Below are 19,922 nucleotides of genomic sequence, written 5' to 3'. Positions count from 1 at the left end.
CTTCGTGGGCCCGTCAGACCCGCTTCAGCCCCCAGGGATAAGGCGCCGAGCCCTTCTGCATGCCGGTCAGGCTTTTGCGGTAGGCCGTGCGGATCATGAAGACGCCGAGCGGGATCGTCGCCGTGTCCTCGAGGGCGAGCCGGCCCAACGCGGCGGCGGCCTTCTTCTGCGCAGGCGCGTCGGCGGCGTAGAGCCACTCCTCGGCCAGCGCCTCCGCCTTGGCGCTCTCGTACCAGCCGAACCAGCCCTTGGCGCCCTGGCCGCGCACCAGATAGGACAGGGCCGGGTTGCTCCAGCCATTGGCCGAGCCGGTGGTGTGGAAGATGCTCCAGCCGCCCTTTTCGACGGGCTCGCGGCTGTTGCGGCGCTGGATCACCGTGCCCCAGTCGCTCGCGACGAAGTCGACGTTCATGCCGATGCTCTTGAGAAGCTCGTAGGTCACATCGCCGAGCGGGCCGATGTCGGGGAAGTCGGTCGGGTTGATGATGACGACCTTCTCGCCATTGTAGCCGGACTCCTTCAACGCCGCCTTCGCCTTGTCGACGCTCTGCGGCATCAGGTCTTCCAGCTCGCCGTCATAGTACTGGCTGCCGCGGAACCAGAGATTGCGCGAGGTCTTCCAGACCGAGGTGTCGTCGCCCTGGGTGGCGCGCATATAGTCTTCCTGATTCACCGCCAGGCGGACAGCGGCGCGGACCTTGGGATTGTTGAAGGGCGGCTGCAGGTGGTTGAGCCGCATGATCGCGCCGCGGCCGGATTCGTCGGTGACCTCGCGTGTGATGTCGGGGCTCTTGGCCAGCATCGGCTGGAGGTCGCTGAGCGGACGCTCCCACCAATCGATCTCGCCCTTGATCAGCGCGTTCGCGGCGGTCGCCGGGTCGGGCAGGATCTGCCATTCGACGCGCTTGAAGTTAGCGACCTTGCCGCCGGCATTGCGGCTGGGGGGCTCGTTGCGAGGCTTGTAGGCCTCGAACTTCTCATAGGCGACCTTGCTGCCCGAGACGTATTCCGACGGGATGAAACGATAGGGGCCGGAGCCGATGACCTCGGTCACCTGCTTGGTCGCATCGGTCTGCGCCAGGCGTTCCGGCATGATGAAGAGTGCGCCATCGGCCTTGGCGAGCACGTCGAGCATCATCGGGAAAGCCCGCGTCAGCTTGATCTCGAAGGTCTTGTCGTCCACGGCGGCGGAGGATTCGATGGCCTTGGCGAGAAGCTGGCCATAGGGGTCGCGCTGAACCCAGCGCTTCAGGCTCTGGAGGCAATCGGCGGCCTTGACGGGTGTATTGTCATGGAAGGTAAGTCCGTCGCGCAGCTTGAACCGCCAGCTCTTGCCGTCGGCGGCGACCTCGTGGCTCTCGACCATCTGCGGCTGCGCCTTGCCGGCGAGATCGAGCCCGTAGAGCGTGTCGTAGACATAGTAGCCGTGATTGCTGGTCACGGTCGCGGTCGTCCAGACCGGGTCGAGCGCGGTGAGATTGGCCTGCGGCGCGAATTTCAGCGTGGTTGCCGATTGCGCCTGGGCACGCCCGATTGCGGCCGGCCCGGCCAGGGTCAGGGCGGTCGCGCCCTTCAGGAATGTGCGGCGTTTCATGGCGGTCCCCCGTGGTGATCGGTCGTGATGGCATCGGACATCCACGCCGCGATGCCTGTCTTGGACGTTCCTGCTCCTCGCCGGAGCAGATGCTCTTACGCTCAGGCGGCGGCTCAATCGAAGCCGAGGAAACCGGGCGTCTCGCTGATGCGTGGCGCGGCGGTCAGCCTGGCGATGTCGGGCACCGGCCGGGCGGTCAGCGGATCGCCGGCAAGCGCCCGTTCGAGCGCGGCGGCGACCGCGAGCACCTTGGCATCGCCGCCACGCGGGCCGACGATCTGCAGGCCGAAGGGCATGCCGTTGTCGTCGAGGCCGACGGGCAGCGAGATCGCCGGATGGCCGACCGTGGTGACGGCATAGGCGAGGGACAGCCAGTGGAAATAGGTCCTTGTCGGCGTGCCGTCGATCTCGGCGGGATAAAGCTCCGACCAGGGCCGCGGGCTCAGCGTCACGGCGGGCGAGAGGATGACGTCGTAATCCTCGAAGAAGACCTGCCAGCGCTGGTAGATCGCGGTCTGCTGCTTGAGGGCGCGGGTGATGTCGAGCGCGCCGTAGCGCAGACCTTCCTCGACATTGGCGCGGACATTGGGGCCGACCATCTCGGGGGTATCGCGGACCTTTTCATACATGCCGGCGAGGAAGGCCAGCGAGCGCAGCACCTCGAAGGTTTCGTCCGTGCCCGAGCAGTCCGGCGTCGCCTCCTGCGTCGCGCCGAAGAGCGAGGAGAAGGCGCCGACCTTGTCAACGAAAACCTTGCGGATGTGCTTCTCCGTCGGCGCAAAGCCGAAATCAGGCGTGATGGCGACCCGGAGCGAGGCGAGGTCGATTGTGGCCGGACGCGCAAAATCCTCCGGGCGGCGGATCGTCTGGCCGTGGATCGTGGTGGCGAGCGGGTCGGCGGCATCATCGCCGACCATGGTCGAGAGCAGCAGGCAGAGATCGGGGACAGTGCGCGCCATCGGGCCGAGCACGGGCAGTGGGTTCCAGCCGATCGGCCGCTTCTCGCTCGGCACGAGGCCGGGCGAGGGCCTGAAGCCGACGATGCCGTTATAGGCGGCGGGGTTGCGCAGCGAGCCGCCCGTGTCAGAACCGGTCGCGATCGGCACCATGCCGGTGGCCAGCGCGACGCCCGAGCCGCCCGAGGAGCCGGCGGCGCATTTCGTCGGGTCGAAGGGGTTTCCCGTCGCGCCGTAGACGGCGTTGCGGGTGTTGGCGCCGGCACCCCATTCGGGCGTGTTGGTCTTGCCCAGCACGATCGCACCGGCTGCGCGGGTCTTGGCGACGATCAACTGGTCTTCCGCGGGAACGTGGTCGCGATAGAGCTGGCTGCCATAGGTCGTGCGCAGCCCGGCAACGTTCTCGAGATCCTTCACGCCGATCGGCAGGCCGTGCAGCGCCGGCAGCGCGTCGCCACGCATGGTGGCCGCATCGGCGGCCTTGGCGGCGGACGGGCGCGCTCGTCGTCGCGCGCCACCATGGCGTTGACGGCGGGATCGACGGCGTCGATGCGCGCGATGCAGCTTTCGAGCAGTTCGACGGCGGACAGTTTCTTGGCGCCGATCAGGGCACGCGCCGAGACGGCGCTGAGGTCGCAAGGATTGGTCAACTGGTCAGGCCTCTTGTTGGTGGCCGTGGGACGCAAGGAGCGTGCCGACGATCCGGCAAGGCACTCTACGTCAAAGCCGCCTGGCGTGAAGTGCCGCCATGCAGGGATCGCCCCCGCAGCCGGCGCGCCGCCATCTCCGTCAGCCACCCTGCCCGGTCATCGCCAGCCCCAGGAACAGCGCCGCGCCGAGCACCGCGACGAAGGCGGCCGCCAGCAATTCGAGCCCGGCGACGATGCGGGCGCTGCGCAGCGAAGAGCCGCCGGCCAGCCGCAGCGCGGCGAATTTGAAGAAGACGGCCAGGACCGCGAGCGCGCCCGTCGTCAGGGCCGTGCCGAGCGCCATGGCGAAGGTTGCGGCGATGCCGGCCCAGAACAGGCCCTGCGACGCGGAAAAGACCAGGATGATCAGCGCGCCGGCGCAGGGGCGCAGACCCGCGGCGACGACCACGCCGGCCATTTCGCGCCAGCCGCGCAGCCGGGCGATCTCGTCGGGCGAGGGCATATGGACATGGTCGCAGGAGGGGTCATGCGCCTGCGCGCCATGGCCGAGCGCCAAAAGCGCGCCGGCCTTTCGCCAGAGCACGAAGGCGCCGACCAGCGCGACCAGCGCGAAGCTCGCGCGCTCGACGGCGTCGGTGACGACGGCCATCGTCTGGACCGTCTGCCGCAAGGCAATGGTCAACGTGCCGACCAGCGCGATCGCGACCAGCGCCTGAAGGATGGCGGCGGCGAAGCTCAAGGCGAGGCCGCGCTGCAGGCTGCGGTCGTCTGCGACGATATAGCCGGAGATGACCGCCTTGCCGTGGCCGGGGCCTGCGGCATGGAAGACACCATAGCCGAATGAGAGCGCCAGCAGGCCCCAGAGCGCGGTCGGGTTTTGACCGATGGCCTTCAGCGTCGCGGTTAGATCGCGGTAGAAGGCGGATTGCCAGGCGAGGATCATCCCGCCGATGCCGGTGGTCGAGGGCAGGGATTCGCGCGGCAACGGCACGCCGAAGGGGTTGCGCGGCGGCGGAGGGGGCGGCGGGCTCCATATGCCGATGACGGCGGCAAGGAGTGCGAGGCCGCCTGCCACGATCGCGATGGCGAGCGCCATCACGATCAGCCGGCGCGACAGCGCAGGCCAGGGCATCGCAGCGATCCGCGGCATGTTCAGGGACATCTGGCGATCACGGGCATGTCGGGATCAGGGGCATGTCGAGATCACGGGCATGCGACGAGCGCGCGGGTCGTCACCTGCAGTCCGCTGGTGTCGGGCGTCGCGGTGATGTCCTCCTGCGCCAGCTTCTGCTGGACTGCCGGATCGAGCTTCGGCGGGCGGGCGACGCGGACGATGCAGCCCTTGGGCGCGTCGCGCGTGATCACCGCGTCGGGTGCATCGACGATGTCGAAGGCGACGAAGTAACTGGGGTCGCCGATCTCGATGCCGAAGGAGCGGTTGGCGTGAGCCGGTGTTTTCAGCGGCAGCGTGTAGGTCAGCGTCAGGATCTTGTTCTCGAAGACGAGGCCGGCATCGGCCGGCTGGCCGAATTCCTGCGCCTTGCCATTGGCCTTGGCAGTGGTGAAGAAGCCGACATCGGGAAGCGACTCGACATTGACCTTGGCGAGTTCGGCGAGTTCGTCGGGCGTCAGCTTGCCATCGCCATTCTTGTCCAGCCCTTGCGTGATATAGGCCGAATAGGCTTCGTCGAAGCTCCAGATGTGCTTCAGCGCGCGGACCGCGCCGTCGGGCGCGTAGAGGATCTCGGCGCGGGCGGAGACGAAGACATGCGGATGCGCCGCGGCGGGAGCGGCGAGTCCGACGCAGCAGGCGAGCGCGAGCAAGGCGGAGCGGACCGGCGGCTGCGTCAAGACGGACTTCCTCTGCATGTGTCGAAGCTGATGCGGCGTGGTGAACGGATGATGACTCAAGCCGGCGCGACACGCCATCGATCGCTGCCTGCGTCGCTCAGAAAGGGGGCCAAATCGCGGCGTAATTCAATGGCCGGCAAACCATCGTGACATGACGCCGTCATGCTTGCCCTTGTGGCGAGCATCCACGTTTTTGGCGTAGCGCGCGACCGGTGAAAACGTGGATGGTCGGGACAAGCCCGACCATGACGGAAAGGCGCACGCTCGTTTTCGGAGCAACATCGGCAAAAGTCGCACTTGCCGCAGCTGCCTGGCATGGTGTCCCTTCGTTTCGGCCGCCCCGGCCCTGCCCGTGATGACGAGACGCCTGTGATCGCTCCCGACGAACTCCGCACTATTGCCGCATGGTCACGCGACCTGCGCGAGGAGGAGTTCGAGGAGGCCAGGCGCGGCATCTCGTTCAAGGCTTATGGCAAGGGCGCCTATATCTGCCATGTCGGTGACCGGATGGAGGCCTGGACCGGCGTCGCCGAAGGCCTGGTCAAGATGTCGACGACGTCGAAGACCGGCAAAGCCGCGACGCTGGCCGGCATGCGCGCAGGCGCCTGGTTCGGCGAGGGCACGGTCATCAAGGGCGAGCTGCGTCGCTATGAGCTGGTGGCGCTTCGCGAAACCAAGCTTGCGCTGATGCGGCGCTCCACCTTCCTGTGGCTGTTCGAGCATTCGGCAGCGTTCAACCGCTTCCTCGTGCACCAGTTCAACGAGCGCCTGGCGCAGTTCATCGCGCTCGCCGAAACCGAGCGCACGCTCGATTCGACGGGGCGGCTGGCGCGCAACCTCGCCTGGCTGTTCAATCCGACGCTCTATCCCGATCAGGGCCGCACGCTCGATGTCAGCCAGGAGGAGCTCGGCCTGCTCGCGGGCATGTCGCGCCAGATCGCCAATCAGGGGCTGCAGAAGCTCGCCGGGCTTGGCCTGCTCGAGATCGGCCATGGCAGCGTGACGATTTTGGATGTCGAGCGGCTGGCGCGCTACGAGGGGTGAGTGGCAGCGCCTGCAGGGATGGCAACGGGGTTTGCGGAGGCTTCAGGGTGCGGTCATGATCGCGCAACCGCGCTTCCAAGCATAACTCCGCAAGACAATAGTCTCCGAAAGACGAATTGTCTGTCAAGCCCACCCTTGCAAAGCTCATGGGGCAGCCGCAAGCTGCGCATCAACGACAAGGGCCTGAACGGTCCGAACAAGGGCCGGTGCGATGTACGCCGGCCGCTCAGGGTGGAGATGGATGGCGATGGCAAGCGGAAGCGCCGGCCAGGCAGATACCTTTCCGAAATTGCTGCTGCGCAATGCGCGTGAGCGGGCCGGTCGCGTGGCGTTCCGCCACAAGGACCTCGGCATCTGGCAGTCCTGGAACTGGGCTGAAGTCGCCGAGCAGGTCGGCGGCTTTGCGCGTGGCTTGCAGAACCTCGGGCTGAAGCGGGGCGAGAAGGTCGCGATCGTCGGCTACAACCGGCCGCGGCTCTATTGGGCGATGGCGGCGGCGCAATGGCTGGGCGCGGTGCCGGTGCCTGTCTATGCCGACAGCGTCGCCGACGAGATGGCCTATGTGCTCGATCATGCCGAGGCGGTCTTCGCCGTGGTCCAGGACCAGGAGCAGGTCGACAAGATCCTCTCGATCGCGGAGCGGCTGCCGAATTTGCGCCATATGCTCTATGACGAGCCGCGTGGTCTGCGCGACTACGACCATGGCAAGCTGCATGCGATCGACGAGGTCATCGCCGCCGGCCGCAAGGACCTCGCCGACAGCCCCGAGGCTGCCGCCGCGCTGGAGCGCGAGATGCAGGCCGGCACCGGCTCCGACCTCGGCATCATCCTCTACACCTCGGGCACGACCGGCCGGCCAAAGGGGGTCATGCTCAGCCACACCAACGTCATCACGGCCGCCGAGATCGGCTGCCAGTTCGACGGGCTGAACGAGAGCGACGAGATCATCGCCTATCTGCCGATCGCCTGGGTCGGCGACCATGTCTTCTCCTATGCGCAGGCGATCGTGGCGGGCTTCTGCGTCAACTGCCCGGAAGGGCCGGAGACCGTGATCGACGACCGCCGCGAGGTCGGCACGACCTACGCCTTCGCGCCGCCGCGCGTCTTCGAGACCATGCTGACGCTGACGATGGTGCGGATGGAGGATGCCGGGGCGCTGAAGCGCAGGATGTTCCACTACTTCCTGGGTGTGGCGAAGCAGTATGGCGAGCAGATCCTGAACGGCGAGAGCGTACCGTTCAGAGGGCGCCTGCTCTATGGGCTCGGCGACATCCTGGTCTACGGGCCGCTGCGCAACCGCTTCGGCCTCACCAAGATCAAGGTCGGCTACACCGCCGGCGAGGCGATTGGGCCCGAATTGTTCAAGTTCTACCGCTCGATCGGCGTCAATCTCAAGCAGCTCTACGGGCAGACGGAAGCGGGCGTCTACATCACCATGCAGCCCAATGGTGAGATCCGCGCCGACACGGTCGGGCGCCCGGCGCCGCTGGTCGAGATCCGGATCGACGACAATGGCGAGGTGCTCTACCGCTCGCCCTCGATCTTCGGCGGCTACTTCAAGGACCCCGAGAAAACAGCCGAGACGATGACCGCCGACGGCTATGTCCGCTCCGGCGATGCCGGCTTCTTCGACGAGGAGGGCCACCTCAAGATCATCGATCGGGCCAAGGATGTCGGCAAGCTCAACAGCGGCGATCTGTTCCCGCCGAAATACATCGAGAACAAGCTGAAATTCTATCCCAACATCAAGGAGGTCGTCGCCTTCGGCCAGGGTCGCGACTTCGCCACCGTGGCGGTGAACATCGACCTCACGGCGGTGGGCAACTGGGCCGAGCGCAACAACGTCGTCTATGCCTCCTATCAGGAACTCGCCGGGCACGATCTGGTCTACGACATGATCGCAAGCCATGTCGACGAGGTGAACCGGTCGCTGGCCGCCGAGCCGCTGATGGGCGGGGCGCAGATCAAGCGGTTCCTGATCCTGCACAAGGAGCTCGATGCCGATGACGGCGAATTGACGCGCACGCAGAAGGTCCGGCGCGGCTTCATCGCCGAGCGCTACGCGCCGCTGGTGGAGGCGCTCTATGACGGCTCGCAGGCCGCCGACATCTCGACCGAGGTGACCTTCGAGGACGGTCGCAAGGGCGTGATCTCGGCCAACGTCAAGGTGCGCGATGCGAAGACCTATCCGGTCAGCGCGCCCGAGCGCCCGATTCCGGCGAGGGCTGCGGCATGAACGCGGAAGCGATGAACGTGACAGGCGATCCGATCGGCGCAAAAAGCGAGGTGCTGCTCTCGGTCCAGAACGTCTCGCTGCGCTTCGGCGGGGTGAAGGCGATCACGGATGTCTCCTTCGACATCCGCAAGGGCGAGGTGCGCGCCATCATCGGCCCCAACGGTGCCGGCAAGACCTCGATGCTCAACTGCATCAACGGCTTCTACCAGCCGCAGGAAGGGCAGATCAGCTTCAAGGGCCAGCGCCGCGACAAGATGAAGCCGCATCGCGCGGCCGCGGCCGGCATCGCCCGCACCTTCCAGAACGTCGCCCTGTTCAAGGGCATGTCGACGCTCGACAACATCATGACCGGGCGCACGCTGAAGATGAAGCGCGGCTTCTTCTGGCAGGCGCTGCGCCACGGCCCGGCGATGACGGAGGAGATCGAGCACCGCCGCGTCGTCGAGGACATCATCGACTTCCTGCAGATCGAACACATCCGCAAGCTGCCGGTTGGCAAGCTGCCCTATGGCCTGCAGAAGCGGGTCGAGCTTGGCCGGGCGCTGGCAATGGAGCCGGAGCTGCTCCTGCTCGACGAGCCGATGGCAGGCATGAACCTCGAGGAGAAGGAGGACATGTGCCGCTTCATCCTCGACGTGAACCAGCAGTTCGGCACCACCATCGCTCTGATCGAGCACGATATGGGCGTGGTGATGGACCTCTCCGACCGCGTCGTCGTGCTCGAATACGGCCGCAAGATCGCCGACGGCACGCCCGGCGAGGTGAAGGCCGACCAGAAGGTGATCGATGCCTATCTGGGAGTGGCGCATTGATGAACCAGTCAATCCAGTTCCCGAGGACACGCGGCCAGTCCCCTTCCCCCCGCTTGCGGTGGGGAAGGGTTAGGGATGGGGGGCCGCAAAGCCTGAGTTCCGTCCGTCATCGTCTCGCCGAGCGGCACTGCCCCCCACCCCAGCCCTCCCCACCGCAAGCGGGGGGAGGGGGCAGGTTGCGCCCCTCGCACAACGGAGCGACCCCATGAGCGACGTCGCCGCACGGCCCGCGCCGAACCTTCTCGCCAATGGCTGGGTCAAGGCCGGGCTGATCCTGGCCGCCATCGTCGCCTTCGCGCTCGTCGGCTCTCGCCTCGACGGCTCCGGCACGCTCTACAAGATCTTCATCGATCCCTTCGACCAGATGGTCGCGGCGCCCGACCTGCTCGTCCAGACGGTGTGGGAAGGGCTGGTTTCCGGCGTGCTCTATGCGCTGATCGCGCTCGGCTTCGTGCTGATCTTCAAGGCCTCGGGCGTGTTCAACTTCGCGCAGGGGATCATGGTGGTGTTCTCGGCCCTGACGCTGGTCGGGCTGCATGAGAAGGGCGTGCCGGCCTGGCTTGCCGTCATCCTGACGCTGGGCGTGATGTTCGCGCTTGCGGTGGCGATCGAGCGGGTGGTCTTAAGGCCGCTGGTCAACCAGCCCGACATCATCCTGTTCATGGCGACCTTCGGGATCACCTATTTCCTGATCGGGCTCGGCGAATCCGTCTTCGGCGGCAACCCCAAGCAGATGATCGCCGACCAGCTCTGGCTGCCCAAGGGAGCGGTCGACCTGAAGATCCTCGGCGGGCTGGTGTCGTTGCAGAAGATCGACATCGCGGCCGCGATCATCGCCTCCGTGATGATCGCGGTGCTGGCGCTGTTCTTCCAGTATACCCGCATTGGCCGGGCGCTGCGGGCCGTCGCCGACAGCCACAAGGCGGCGCTCTCGGTCGGCATCTCGCTGAACCAGATCTGGGTGATCGTCTGGTTCACGGCCGGCATCGTCGCGCTGATCACCGGCATCATGTGGGGCGCGCGCTCCGACGTCTCCTTCGCGCTCGAGATCGTGGCGCTGAAGGCGCTCCCCGTTCTGATCCTGGGCGGTTTCACCTCGATCCCGGGCGCCATCATCGGCGGGCTGATCATCGGCATCGGCGAGAAGCTCGGCGAGTTCTACTGGGGGCCGCTGGTCGGCGGCGGCATCGAGAGCTGGCTCGCTTATTTCATCGCGCTGGGCTTCCTGCTGTTCCGGCCGCAGGGCCTGTTCGGCGACAAGATCATCGAGCGGATTTGAGGGCCAGAGCATGTTCTACCGCGAGGCCGGCCAGTTCAAATCCACCTATCAGGCCGACATGGCCGTGTTCCCGATCCGGCAGGACCGGATCGGGCTCGCCGTCATCCTGGCGATCGCCTTCGTCGGCATACCCTTGATCGGCAACGACTTCTTCATCACCTCGGTGATGATCCCGTTCCTGGTGTTCTCGCTGGCCGCGATCGGGCTCAACATCCTGACCGGCTATACCGGGTTGATCTCGCTGGGCACCGCCGCCTTCATGGGGGTCGGCGCCTATGCGGCCTACAAGCTGACGACAGCTTTTCCCGGCGTGAACATCATCGTCCTGATCCTGGTTTCCGGCCTGTTCTCGGCGGCGATCGGCGTGCTGTTCGGGCTGCCCTCGCTGCGGATCAAGGGCTTTTATCTCGCGGTCGCGACGCTGGCCGCGCAGTTCTTCCTGCAATGGGCGTTCGTGCGGGTGCCCTGGCTGTACAACTACAATGCCTCGGGCGCGATCGAGGTGCCGCAGCGCCTGTTGTTCGGCATTCCCATCACCGGCGCCTCGGCCGCGCCTGAGACGCGCTATTATGTCTGCCTCGTCCTCGTCGTGGTGCTGACCTGGTTCGCCTCGAACCTCGTCCACGGCAAGATCGGCCGCTCCTGGATGGCGGTGCGCGACATGGACATCGCCGCCGAGCTGATGGGCATCAAGCTGCTCAACGCCAAGCTGCTCGCCTTCGCGGTCTCGTCCTTCTATGCCGGCGTCGCCGGGGCGATGATGATCTTCCTCTGGTATGGCGGCGGCGAAGCGGCGGATGTGTTCAACATCCGGCTGTCCTTCAACATCCTGTTCATGGTCATCATCGGGGGGCTGGGCTCGCTGATCGGCTCGTTCCTCGGGGCGGCCTTCATCGCCAGCCTGCCGACGATCATGAAGTTCGGCCTGCCGGCGCTCGGCGTGCCGCTGTCGGGTGCCACGGCCGAGCATGTCACCTTCATGCTGGTCGGGGCGCTGATCATCATCTTCCTGATCGTCGAGCCGCATGGGCTGGCGCGGCTCTGGCAGATCGGCAAGCAGAAATTGCGGACATGGCCGTTCCCCTACTGAGGGACCGGACCTGACGACGACCCGCATCGGCCTTCAAGGATGCGGGCGCAAGGAAGACCGGTGGGGTCTCGACGCCACCACCGGAGGGAAACGAACGGAGGACGACCGATGAAGACAAGCCATCTGATGAAGGGTGCCGCGCTGGGCGCGCTGCTCGCTGCGGGCCTCGCGGCTCCGGCCAGCGCCCAGGACTCAGTCTATTTCGCCAACAACGCCTATCGCACCGGGCCTTTCGCAGGCTCCGGCATCCCGATCGGCGACGGCATGCGCGACTACATCGCCATGATCAACGAGCGCGACGGCGGCGTGAATGGCGTCAAGATCGTCTATGAGGAATGCGAGACCGGCTACGACACCAAGAAGTCGATCGAGTGCTACGAGCAGGCGAAGGGCAAGAACACCATCGTCTATTCGCCCTGGTCGACCGGCGCGACGCTGGCGGCGATCCCGCGCGCCCATATCGACAAGATCCCGATCCTGTCGATGGCCTATGGCCTCTCGGCCTCGGCCGACGGCACGAATTTCCCCTGGGTCTTCATTCCGCCCTTCACCTATTGGGACGGCGCTTCGCTGATGGTGAAGCACATGGCGGCCGAGCTCGGCGGCATGGACAAGCTCAAGGGCAGGAAGCTCGGGCTGATCCATCTCGACGCGCCCTTCGGCAAGGAGCCGATCCCGGTGCTCGAGAACCTCGCCAAGAAATACGGCTTCGAGGTCAAGCTCTATCCGGTGGCCGCCGCCGACATGCAGAACCAGGGCTCGCTCTGGCTCTCGATCCGGCGTGACCGGCCCGACTATCTCTACAACCAGGGCTGGGGTGCGATGAACCCGACCGCGGTCAAGGAGGCGATCAAGAACAACTTCCCGATCGCCAAGCTGGTCGGCGTCTGGTGGGCCGGCGGCGATGACGATGCGCGCGCCGGCGGGCCGGAGGCGAAGGGCTACAAGTCGCTCAACCTGAATGCGGCAGGCACCAACTTCCCGGTGATCCAGGACATCCAGAAATACGTCGTGGAGAAGGGCAAGAGCCTCGCGCCCAAGGAGAAGGTCGGCGAGAACCTCTACAACCGCGGCGTCTACAACTCGATGCTTGTGGTCGAGGCGATGCGCAACGCGCAGAAGCTGACCGGCAAGAAGGTCATCACCAGCGAGGACATGCGCCGCGGCCTGGAAAGCCTCAACATCACCGAGGCGCGTTTGAAGGAGATCGGCATGGAGGGCTTCGCCACGCCGACCACGATCTCCTGCACCGACCATTCCGGCCACAGCAAGGCCTATGTCGCCGAGTGGGACGGCACGAAATGGACCAAGAAGGGCGACTGGCTCGAGCCGCTGAAGGACGAGGTCCGGCCGCTGATCGAGGCCAACGCCAAGGACTACACCGACAAGGCCGGCAACTGGCCGAAGCGGACGGAGCCCTGCGAGAAGTCTTCGTGATCTGACCCTTCTCCCCTCGGGGGAGAAGGTGTCTGCGAAGCAGACGGATGAGGGAAGTTTCGCACTCCCCTCATCCATCCTTCCCTCATCCGACCCGGCTGACGCCGGGCCACCTTCTCCCCCGGAGGGGAGAAGGAAGGAGCGCGAGATGTCCACCACAACACTCGACCAGCCGACCGCCACCACCCCCACCAGCGACAACATCCTGTCGCTGAACAATATCGAGGTGATCTACGATCACGTCATCCTCGTGCTGAAGGGCGTGTCGCTGCATGTGCCGCGCAAGGGCATCGTCGCGATTCTCGGCGCCAATGGGGCCGGCAAGACGACGACGCTGAAGGCGATCTCGAACCTGCTCAAGGCCGAGCGCGGCGAGGTCACCAAGGGCTCGATCGTGTTCGAGGGCGAGCGCGTCGACAAGATGTCGCCCAACGAACTCGTCCGGCGCGGCTGCATCCAGGTGATGGAGGGGCGGCACTGCTTCGGCCATCTCTCGATCGAGGAGAATCTGCTGACCGGCGCCTTCACCCGCCGCGACGGCAATGCCGCGATCAAGCGCGACCTCGAGAAGATCTACGAGCTGTTCCCCCGCCTGAAACAGCGCCGCAACTCGCAGGCGGGCTACACCTCGGGCGGCGAGCAGCAGATGTGCGCGGTCGGGCGCGCGATGATGTCGAAGCCGAAGATGATCCTGCTCGACGAGCCCTCGATGGGGCTGGCGCCGCAGATCGTCGAGGAGATCTTCGAGATCGTACGCCGGCTCAATGCCGAGGACGGCGTGTCCTTCCTCGTCGCCGAGCAGAACACCAACATGGCCCTGCGCTACGCGACCTATGGCTACATCATGGAAACCGGCCGCATCGTGATGGATGGCGAGGCCAGCATGCTGCGCGAGAACGAGGACGTGAAGGAGTTCTATCTCGGCGTCTCCGAGGGCGACAAGAAGTCCTTCCGCGAGGTCAAGAGCTACAAGCGCCGCAAGCGGTGGCTGTCGTGAATTCTGCCGAACCGGGACGTCACCCGCGCCGTCATCCCGGGCGGAGCGAAGCGGAGACCCGGGATCCATTCCGGAGCCTCTCCCATTTGCGTTCCGGAATGGATCCCGGGTCGGCGCCGCTTCGCGGCTTGTCCGGGATGACGCTGGATGAAGGTTGCGAGATGTCCCGAGGACGAAGCCGATGACCGAGCATCACGACGCTCTCGAAACCCGCTCCCCCGACGCTCGCGAGGCGGATCTGTTCGCGCGGCTGCCGGCCATGCTGTCGGCGGCGATGCAGGCGCCGGCCTATGCGCGGCATCTCGGCGGAATCGACCCGGCCGCGATCACCGACCGCAACGCACTCTCGACGCTGCCGGTGCTGCGCAAGGCCGAGTTACCGGCCCTGCAGAAGCAGGCGCTGCCCTTCGGCGGCTTCGTGCCCGGCCAGCCCGGCGCGTTCGGGCGGCTCTTCACCTCGCCCGGTCCGATCTTCGAGCCGGAAGGGACGGGCTCCGATCCATGGGGCTCGGCGCGCGGTCTATACGCAGCCGGATTCCGGCCCGGCGACATCGTGCTCAACACCTTCGGCTACCATCTGACGCCGGGCGGCTTCATCATGGATTCGGCCGCGCGCGCGCTCGGCTGCGCCGTCATTCCAGCCGGGCCGGGCAATACCGAGCAGCAGATGGAGGTGATCGCGGCCTATCGGCCGGCCGCCTATGCCGGCACGCCGGATTTCCTGAAGATCCTGATCGAGGCCGCCGAGAGCCGCGGCGTGGATATCGCCTGCATCAAGCGGGCCGTGGTCTCGGGCGCGGCCTTCCCGCCCTCGCTCCAGGCCTGGGTGCGTGAGCGCGGCATCGATGCCTACCAGCTCTACGCCACCGCCGATCTCGGCATCATCGCCTATGAGACCTCCGCTCGCGAGGGCATGGTCCTGAACGAGAATTTGATCGTCGAGATCGTGCGGCCGGGCACCGGCGATCCGGTCAGCGAGGGCGAGGTCGGCGAGATCGTGGTGACCAATCTCGACCCGCATCATCCCCAGATCAGGCTCGCGGTTGGCGATCTCACCGCGCTGATGCCGGGCCTCAGCGCCTGCGGGCGCACCAATGCCCGGATCAGGGGTTGGCTCGGCCGCGCCGACCAGACCGCCAAGATCAAGGGCATGTTCGTGCGGCCCGAGCAGGTCGCGGAGATCGCCAAGCGCCACAGCGAGATTGCAAAGCTGCGTCTCGTCGTCGGCCGCGCCGACGAGACCGACACGATGACGCTGAGGGCGGAGATCTATGCCGAGCCTCCCGGGTTCGTCGACGCGGTGTCAGCGAGCCTGCAGCAGATCACCAAGCTGCGCGGCGTCGTCGAAATCCTGCCGCTGGGGGCGCTGCCGAACGATGGCAAGGTCATCGCCGACGAGCGGCCGGTGGGGTGAAGCTGTCATGCTCGGGCTTGACCCGAGCATCTCGTGACCAGAGGTCTCCGGCGCCTCGTCCGGCCTGGGATTCTCGGGTCTGCGCTTCGCTTCGCCCGAGAATGACGATCCTCACCAGTTGATCGGCGCCTCTCCCTTCGCCTCCAGCCACGCATTGGCCTTCGAGAACGGGCGCGAGCCGAAGAAGCCGCGCCGGGCCGAGAGCGGCGAGGGGTGGGCGCTGGCAAGCACGAGATGGTGCGCCTCGTCGATCAGCGGGCGCTTCGCCTGCGCCGGATTGCCCCAGAGGATGAAGGCGGCATGGCGCCGGTCACGCGACACGGCCGTGATGATCGCGTCGGTCACCGCCTGCCAGCCCAGCGAGAGATGCGAGCCGGCCTTGGAGGCGCCCTCGCGCACGGTCAGCGCTGTGTTGAGCAGCAGCACGCCCTGCCTCGCCCATGGCGTGAGGTCGCCGCCGGCCGGAGCGGCCATGCCAAGATCGTCGCCGCGCTCCCGGTAGATGTTGACCAGCGAGCGGGGCAGCGGAGGCGGACCGACATAGGAGAAGGCGAGCCCATTGGCGTGACCCGGTGTCGGGTAGGGGTCCTGGCCAAGGATGACGACGCGAACGCTGTCGAGCGGCGTCAGCGTGAGCGCGGCGAAGACGCGCTCAGGGGCGGGTGCCACGACATGGCCGGCCGCACGCTCGGCATCGACGGCGGCGCAGGCGCGCTGCGCTTGCGCGCCGGGCTGGAAAACCGGCAGCGCGCCCCAGTCCCTGGCCTCAGCGCTCGCGAGAAAGGCCGCGAGCGCGGTGCGGCAGCTCACTTCAGGACAGCCCGGCCCTCGACCTTGGCATCGATCGTGCCGAGCCGGCGCAGATAGACCATGACCTCGTTGGCCATCAGCTTGCCGTCGGTCAGGCCGATCAGGGTCTTACCGCGTCCGAGCGCGGTATAGCCGTCGCCACCTTCCAGCATGAAGTTGTTCGACGCCACGGTGTACTTGCCGGCGGGGTCGATCGGCTTGCCATCGACCGTCACAGCGGTGACGCGCGAGCCCTGGGGCTGCTTCAGATCGGCCTCGAATTTGAGACCGGAGACGACCGGGAAGCGCCCGGCGCCTTGCGGCGCATCGCGCAACCCGTTCTCGAGCGCGTCCTTCACATCCTTGCCGGTGATCTCGACCATCACGGTGGCGTTGCCGAAGGGCAATTCGCTCAGCACGTCGCGGCGGGTCAGCTTGTGGCCTGCGGGATACTGCTTGTTGGCGCGGATGCCGCCGGCATTGGTGATGGCGAGTTGCGCGCCGGTTGCGGATTTGATGGCGTCGGCGATCAGGTTGCCGATCGCGGTTTCCTGCGTGCGGATCATGCTCGTGCGCGAATCGAGCGGGGCTGCGAGCACCGCGACGTCGATGTCGAGCTCCTTGGAGAGTTCGGACTCATAGCCCTTCACCAGCGCGGCGATCTCGGGGTCGGGCGTGGCGGCGCGGCTGTCGTTGACGCGGAATGTCGGCGTCCAGGAGACCACGCGGGCTGCACCCTCGCCACGGACGCTGACGGCGATGTCGATCGCGGTGACGTAATTGCCCTCCTCGTTGGACTCCACCATCACGACCTTGCCGTCATAGGCGATGGCGAGGTCATGGTCGTGGCCGGTCAGCACGATGTCGACGACGCGCGAGCGCACGATCGCATTGTCCATGGCCCGGTCGGCATGAACGACGGCGACGAGGATGTCGGCGCCCTGGCTTTTCAGGGTGCGCGCCTCGCGCCGCAGCGCCTCCATGGTCGAGGAGAATTTGAGGTCGCCGGGGCTGGAGATCTGGGGGGTGGGGTCATAGGCCGTGCCGATGACGCCGACCTTGAAGCCGCCGAGCTCGAAGATCTGCGAATCCTTATGGCCGGGCAAGGGCTGGCCGGCGGCATCCCGCAGATTGGCGGCGAAGGTCGGGTAGCTCTGCGCGGCGGTGAGCTTGAGATAATTTTCCTTGCCGAAGTCGAATTCATGGTTGCCGGGCACGAAGACGTCGAGCCCCATCTTGTTCTGCATCGCGACGATATGGGCGCCCTGGTCGAAGCCCGACATCAGCGAAGGCGAGTAGCAGTCGCCGGCATGGCAGAACAGCAGCGGCACGCCCTTGGCGCGCTCGGCCTTGGCGATGCCGGCGGCGCGCGCAAAGCCGCCTTTGCCGCGGTCGTCGCTCATCTTGTAGATGTCGTTGACCAGCAACAGCGTGAAGGCCGGCGCCGGCGTCTGGGCAACGGCCACCGGCGAGGTCGCGGCCAGCGCAGCCGGAGCGGCGATGACGCCCAGGGCATTGCGGCGGGTCAGCTTGGTCATGAGGTGGAGCCTCTGATTGAGAACGCCTCCAGACTAGCAAGGCTTCCGGCGTTCTGACCAGCGCAACCATCGCCTCCGTTGCGTCGCAGGGCCGGTCGCAGGTTCGGCAGTGTCGCACCCCTGGCTTCCAAGCGCTTCACGACTGGACGAAAGCCGGAACTCGTCTAAATCACAGGTCAGATGAGAGAGCGTGCCATGACTTCCGAGACGCTGCCGGTCGCTGCCGGATATGCCGTTCCGCTGCCGGCGGATCATCCTCCGATCCGGAACGGGCGGATCGGCGTGCTGATGATGAATCTCGGCACGCCGGAAGGCACCAGCTACTGGCCGATGCGGGCCTATCTGCGCGAGTTCCTGTCGGATCGTCGCGTGATCGAGACCTCGCGCTGGTTGTGGTGGCCGCTGCTCAATCTCGTGATCCTGACGACGCGCCCGGGCCGGAAGGGCAAGGACTACGCCTCGATCTGGAACAAGGAGCGTGACGAGGGGCCGCTCAAGACGATCACGCGCTCGCAGACCGAGCAGCTCGCCGCGCGGCTGGCGCCGGAACTGGGCGACCGGGTCGTGTTCGACTGGGCGATGCGCTACGGGCTGCCGGATGTGAAGAGCCGGCTCGAAGCGCTGCTCGCCCAGGGCTGCGACCGCATCCTGATGGTGCCGCTCTATCCGCAATATGCCGCGCCGACCTCGGCCACCGCCTGCGACCAGGCCTTTCGCGCGCTGATGACGATGCGCTGGCAGCCGGCGGTGCGGGTCGTGCCGCCCTATCACGACGATCCCGCCTATATCAAAGCGCTGGCCGCCTCGATGCGTGCCTCGCTGGCGAAGCTCGATTTCGAGCCGGAGGTGATCCTGTGCTCCTTCCACGGCATGCCGAAGGAGTATCTGCTCAAGGGCGATCCCTATCACTGCCATTGCGCCAAGACCTGGCGGCTGCTGCGCGAGGAACTGGGCTTCAGCCGCGAGCGCTTCCGGCTGACCTTCCAGTCGCGCTTCGGGCCCGACGAGTGGCTGCAGCCCTATACCGACGAGACGGTCAAGGCGCTGGCGGCATCCGGCACGAAGTCGTTGGCGATCGTCGCGCCGGGCTTCTCGGCCGATTGCCTGGAGACGCTCGAAGAGCTCGATGTCGAGAACCGCGAATTCTTCATGCATGGCGGCGGCGAGAAATTCGCCTATCTGCCCTGCCTGAACGACTCGGTTGAAGGTGTGGACGCGATCGAGGCGGTCGTGCGGCGCGAGCTGATGGGCTGGGTCTGAGCTGACGGCGCCTCGGCCCGTCCCGCGACGAAATCCGCGACCATCGCTGCGACCTTGCGCGACTGCAGGATGCGGCGGTGGCCGAGCTTCTGCAGCGGTTCCAGCCGTGTGAACGGACCGGCTTCCGACAGCGTTTGCGCATGGGCGAAGGGCACCTCCCTGTCGTCGCGGCAATGCAGCAGCAGCGTCGGTCGCCCGAAGCGCGCAAGCTGCGCCTTGCCCTCGAAATCGCTCACCGGCACGCCGGCGACGTCATGGATGCGCGCCTCCAGCGCGCTTTGCCCGCGCTCGCCGAGGCCGACCGTCGTGCCGAACCAGCGCGCCACCTCGGCCATCGATGCAGGCGAGCCGAGCAGTGCCAGACGCTGCGCCTCGACCCTCGGCTGGGCCGGGACCGTGCCGGCGAGCGCCGCCAGCGCGATCGAGCCGCCGAAGGAATGGGCGACGATGGCATGCACCGGCGCAAAGGCTCGCGCCACGGCTGCAAGACTCGCGACCCCGATCGGCACATTGAGCTGCGCGCCGGTGGATTGGCCATGCGCCGGCAGATCGAAGGCCACGACGCGAAAGCCGGCCCGTTGCAGCGGCGTCACGAACGCGCTCATGAAGGCGGCCTCGCCGGTCCAGCCATGCAGCAGGATCACGCTGCGTGCCGGCGCGTCTGCGCCGCCGGATGCGGGCTCGAAGACATTGACCGGCTCGAAGACTTGGGCCGGCTCGAAGACATGGGCTGCGACCGAGCCGCAGGGGAACGGTACGGACAGGCGCGTCGCCGCGTCGAGGCGCGCGCCGACGGACTTGACCGCAGCCGCGCGATTGGGTCCCTGCTTGGAGCGCGGCGGGGTGCAGAAGGCGGTGAAGGCGATACGGCCGGTGAGCGTAGGTGCGATCCAGGCTGCGGCGCGAACCACGGGCCGGAGCAGGCGGAGGAACGAAACGGCCATGGCACAAGTCCTAATTTGTTCAGCCATGAAC

Annotated in this window: 15 protein-coding genes and 1 pseudogene; 9 read left to right on the top strand and 7 right to left on the bottom strand. The window is 66.6% G+C overall.

What is annotated here, in order from left to right:
- Positions 1-13 precede the first annotated feature (13 nt).
- The 4 genes and pseudogenes from AE618_RS10575 to AE618_RS10560 form a co-directional block, all read right to left on the bottom strand.
- The gene (locus tag AE618_RS10575) at positions 14-1,594 is read right to left on the bottom strand and encodes an ABC transporter substrate-binding protein (protein ID WP_054209017.1); all 1,581 of its coding nucleotides are present in this window, start codon (positions 1,592-1,594) and stop codon (positions 14-16) included.
- 113 nt (positions 1,595-1,707) lie between these two features.
- A pseudogene (locus AE618_RS10570) lies at positions 1,708-3,200 on the bottom strand (amidase).
- 139 nt (positions 3,201-3,339) lie between these two features.
- Positions 3,340-4,362, bottom strand: coding sequence for a nickel/cobalt transporter (locus AE618_RS10565; RefSeq protein WP_054209016.1), 1,023 nt, complete (start codon positions 4,360-4,362; stop codon positions 3,340-3,342).
- A gap of 41 nt (positions 4,363-4,403) precedes the next feature.
- Positions 4,404-5,051 carry a DUF1007 family protein gene (locus AE618_RS10560; RefSeq protein WP_054209015.1) on the bottom strand — a complete coding sequence of 216 codons (648 nt, stop codon included), beginning with the start codon at positions 5,049-5,051 and terminating at the stop codon, positions 4,404-4,406.
- Positions 5,052-5,420: 369 nt separating this feature from the next.
- Between AE618_RS10560 and AE618_RS10555 the strand changes: the two genes are divergently transcribed.
- The 8 genes from AE618_RS10555 to AE618_RS10520 all read left to right on the top strand — a co-directional run bounded on the left by AE618_RS10555 (position 5,421) and on the right by AE618_RS10520 (position 15,360).
- Positions 5,421-6,095, top strand: coding sequence for a Crp/Fnr family transcriptional regulator (locus AE618_RS10555; RefSeq protein WP_054209014.1), 675 nt, complete (start codon positions 5,421-5,423; stop codon positions 6,093-6,095).
- 247 nt (positions 6,096-6,342) lie between these two features.
- Positions 6,343-8,331, top strand: a complete 1,989-nt coding sequence (locus AE618_RS10550; protein ID WP_054209077.1) for an AMP-dependent synthetase/ligase — start codon at positions 6,343-6,345, stop codon at positions 8,329-8,331.
- Positions 8,328-9,143 (top strand): ABC transporter ATP-binding protein, encoded by an 816-nt coding sequence (locus tag AE618_RS10545; protein ID WP_054209013.1) that lies wholly within the window; start codon positions 8,328-8,330, stop codon positions 9,141-9,143. Before AE618_RS10550 ends, AE618_RS10545 begins: the two co-directional genes overlap by 4 nt.
- Before the next feature lie 364 nt (positions 9,144-9,507).
- Complete coding sequence (locus AE618_RS10540) at positions 9,508-10,422, top strand: branched-chain amino acid ABC transporter permease (RefSeq protein ID WP_054209076.1); 915 nt, start codon at positions 9,508-9,510, stop codon at positions 10,420-10,422.
- A 10-nt stretch (positions 10,423-10,432) separates the two neighbouring features.
- Positions 10,433-11,512: a branched-chain amino acid ABC transporter permease gene (locus tag AE618_RS10535; protein ID WP_054209012.1), complete on the top strand. Its 1,080-nt coding sequence runs from the start codon at positions 10,433-10,435 to the stop codon at positions 11,510-11,512.
- A gap of 108 nt (positions 11,513-11,620) precedes the next feature.
- On the top strand, positions 11,621-12,949 hold the full coding sequence (locus AE618_RS10530) for an ABC transporter substrate-binding protein (RefSeq protein ID WP_054209011.1): 1,329 nt from the start codon (positions 11,621-11,623) through the stop codon (positions 12,947-12,949).
- Positions 12,950-13,097: 148 nt separating this feature from the next.
- Entirely contained in the window at positions 13,098-13,946 is an 849-nt protein-coding gene (locus AE618_RS10525) for an ABC transporter ATP-binding protein (protein WP_054209010.1), read from the top strand.
- Between the two features lie 181 nt (positions 13,947-14,127).
- Positions 14,128-15,360, top strand: a complete 1,233-nt coding sequence (locus AE618_RS10520) for a phenylacetate--CoA ligase family protein (RefSeq protein ID WP_054209009.1) — start codon at positions 14,128-14,130, stop codon at positions 15,358-15,360.
- 111 nt (positions 15,361-15,471) lie between these two features.
- Here AE618_RS10520 and ung read toward each other — a convergent pair whose 3' ends face one another.
- Both ung and AE618_RS10510 read right to left on the bottom strand, forming a co-directional pair.
- Entirely contained in the window at positions 15,472-16,170 is a 699-nt protein-coding gene (gene ung / locus AE618_RS10515; RefSeq protein WP_054209008.1) for a uracil-DNA glycosylase, read from the bottom strand.
- Positions 16,167-17,687 carry a bifunctional metallophosphatase/5'-nucleotidase gene (locus AE618_RS10510; protein WP_054209007.1) on the bottom strand — a complete coding sequence of 507 codons (1,521 nt, stop codon included), beginning with the start codon at positions 17,685-17,687 and terminating at the stop codon, positions 16,167-16,169. The genes ung and AE618_RS10510 overlap by 4 nt, the downstream gene beginning before the upstream one ends.
- A gap of 180 nt (positions 17,688-17,867) precedes the next feature.
- On the opposite strand from AE618_RS10510, the gene hemH reads away from it, so the two are divergent.
- Positions 17,868-18,947, top strand: coding sequence for a ferrochelatase (gene hemH / locus AE618_RS10505; protein WP_054209006.1), 1,080 nt, complete (start codon positions 17,868-17,870; stop codon positions 18,945-18,947).
- On the opposite strand, the gene AE618_RS10500 is transcribed toward hemH, so the two are convergent.
- A complete protein-coding gene (locus AE618_RS10500; protein WP_054209005.1) occupies positions 18,863-19,891 on the bottom strand; it encodes an alpha/beta fold hydrolase in 1,029 nt (342 codons plus the stop codon). The genes hemH and AE618_RS10500 overlap by 85 nt on opposite strands.
- Between the last annotated feature and the right edge of the window lie 31 nt (positions 19,892-19,922).

The sequence above is a fragment of the Allobosea vaviloviae genome (genome assembly GCF_001298265.1).
GTDB lineage: Bacteria > Pseudomonadota > Alphaproteobacteria > Rhizobiales > Beijerinckiaceae > Allobosea > Allobosea vaviloviae_B.
Note: the sequence above shows the minus strand (reverse complement) of the source record. Positions and strands in the feature narration are given on the sequence as shown.

Coding starts and splice junctions, on each gene's coding strand:
- AE618_RS10575 (WP_054209017.1), bottom strand. CDS start 1,594: ATGAAACGCCGCACATTCCTGAAGGGCGCGACCGCCCTGACCCTGGCC.
- AE618_RS10565 (WP_054209016.1), bottom strand. CDS start 4,362: ATGTCCCTGAACATGCCGCGGATCGCTGCGATGCCCTGGCCTGCGCTG.
- AE618_RS10550 (WP_054209077.1), top strand. CDS start 6,343: ATGGCAAGCGGAAGCGCCGGCCAGGCAGATACCTTTCCGAAATTGCTG.
- AE618_RS10545 (WP_054209013.1), top strand. CDS start 8,328: ATGAACGCGGAAGCGATGAACGTGACAGGCGATCCGATCGGCGCAAAA.
- AE618_RS10540 (WP_054209076.1), top strand. CDS start 9,508: ATGGTCGCGGCGCCCGACCTGCTCGTCCAGACGGTGTGGGAAGGGCTG.
- AE618_RS10535 (WP_054209012.1), top strand. CDS start 10,433: ATGTTCTACCGCGAGGCCGGCCAGTTCAAATCCACCTATCAGGCCGAC.
- AE618_RS10530 (WP_054209011.1), top strand. CDS start 11,621: ATGAAGACAAGCCATCTGATGAAGGGTGCCGCGCTGGGCGCGCTGCTC.
- AE618_RS10525 (WP_054209010.1), top strand. CDS start 13,098: ATGTCCACCACAACACTCGACCAGCCGACCGCCACCACCCCCACCAGC.
- AE618_RS10520 (WP_054209009.1), top strand. CDS start 14,128: ATGACCGAGCATCACGACGCTCTCGAAACCCGCTCCCCCGACGCTCGC.
- AE618_RS10510 (WP_054209007.1), bottom strand. CDS start 17,687: ATGACCAAGCTGACCCGCCGCAATGCCCTGGGCGTCATCGCCGCTCCG.
- hemH (WP_054209006.1), top strand. CDS start 17,868: ATGAGAGAGCGTGCCATGACTTCCGAGACGCTGCCGGTCGCTGCCGGA.
- AE618_RS10500 (WP_054209005.1), bottom strand. CDS start 19,891: ATGGCCGTTTCGTTCCTCCGCCTGCTCCGGCCCGTGGTTCGCGCCGCA.